The organism is Faecalitalea cylindroides, assembly GCF_028321995.1.
Classification (GTDB): Bacteria; Bacillota_I; Bacilli_A; order Erysipelotrichales; family Erysipelotrichaceae; genus Faecalitalea; species Faecalitalea cylindroides.
In genome coordinates, this window is record NZ_JAQLXG010000028.1 from 1 (window position 1) to 1,549 (window position 1,549).

General features: G+C 53.7%; 2 rRNA genes (1 of these 2 cut by a window edge). Both read right to left on the bottom strand.

Going from position 1 to position 1,549, the window contains the following annotated elements:
- Positions 1–11 precede the first annotated feature (11 nt).
- Positions 12–124 (bottom strand): 5S ribosomal RNA (gene rrf / locus PND65_RS09430).
- A gap of 57 nt (positions 125–181) precedes the next feature.
- Positions 182–1,549 (bottom strand): 23S ribosomal RNA (locus PND65_RS09435); it runs 1,624 nt beyond the window's last position.

The following is a 1,549-nucleotide window of genomic DNA, read 5'->3' on the forward strand; positions in this document are numbered from 1 at the left end:
AAAAAAAAGGGACCCGGCGGCAAGCTATCTTCGCAGGGGCAGGCCCAACTATTTTCGCCGATGAAGTGCTTAACTTCTGAGTTCGGTATGTATCAGGTGTTTCCACTTCTCCATCGCCACCGGATCCGTCTTGAAGGATCGCTCCCTCAAAACCAAACAACATCCTTTCCAAAAAGACGTCCTGATTAAGTCCTCGACCGATTAGTACCAGTCAACTCCATGCATCGCTGCACTTCCATCCCTGGCCTATCTACCTCGTCGTCTTCAAGGGGTCTTACTTCTTGCGAATGGGAGATCTCATCTTGGAGTAGGCTTCGTGCTTAGATGCTTTCAGCGCTTATCCCTTCCCTACTTAGCTACCCAGCTATGCATCTGGCGATACAACTGGTGCACCAGCGGTAGGTCCACCCCGGTCCTCTCGTACTAAGGGCAGCTCTCCTCAAATCTCCTTCGCCCACAACAGATAGGGACCGAACTGTCTCACGACGTTCTGAACCCAGCTCGCGTACCGCTTTAATGGGCGGACAGCCCAACCCTTGGAACCGAATCCAGCTCCAGGATGCGATGAGCCGACATCGAGGTGCCAAACCTCGCCGTCGATGTGAACTCTTGGGCGAGATCAGCCTGTTATCCCCAGGGTAGCTTTTATCCGTTGAGCGACGGCCCTTCCATTCGGCACCGCCGGATCACTAATCCCGACTTTCGTCCCTGTTCGAGTTGTTGCTCTCACAGTCAAGCACGCTTCTGCATTTGCACTCGCCGATTGGTTTCCATCCAATCTGAGCGTACCTTTGGGCGCCTCCGTTACTCTTTGGGAGGCGACCGCCCCAGTCAAACTGCCCACCTGGCACTCTCCCTATGGCCGGTTCAGGCCACCAGGTTAGAACTCCGATCACACAAGAGTGGTATCCCAACGGCGACTCCTCGTACACTGGCGTGCACGTCTCACAGTCTCCCACCTATCCTGTACATGTCTGACCAAAATCCAATACCAGGCTACAGTAAAGCTCCATGGGGTCTTTCCGTCTAGTTGCGGGTAACCTGCATTTTCACAGGTACTAAGATTTCACCGAGCCTGCTGCCGAGACAGCGCCCAAATCGTTACACCTTTCGTGCGGGTCAGAACTTACCTGACAAGGAATTTCGCTACCTTAGGACCGTTATAGTTACGGCCGCCGTTCACCGGGGCTTCAACTCACTGCTTCATCTTGCGATTGACAGATCCTCTTAACCTTCCGGCACCGGGCAGGTGTCACCCCCTATACTTCGTCTTGCGACTTCGCAGAGAGCTGTGTTTTAGTTAAACAGTCGCTTGGGCCTATTCACTGCGGCTTATTTTCATAAGCGCTCCTTCTTGCGAACGTACGGAGCCATTTTGCCGAGTTCCTTGGCAACAGTTCTCTCGCTCACCTTGGTATCCTCTACCTGCCCACCTGTGTCGGTTTTGGTACGGGCCGCATGTGCATTGCCAGAAGCTTTTCTTGGAAGCCGGCCTCATGTGCTTCGCTACTTGCCAAAGCGTTCGCTTCCCTGTCACGTCTTCGCGTTA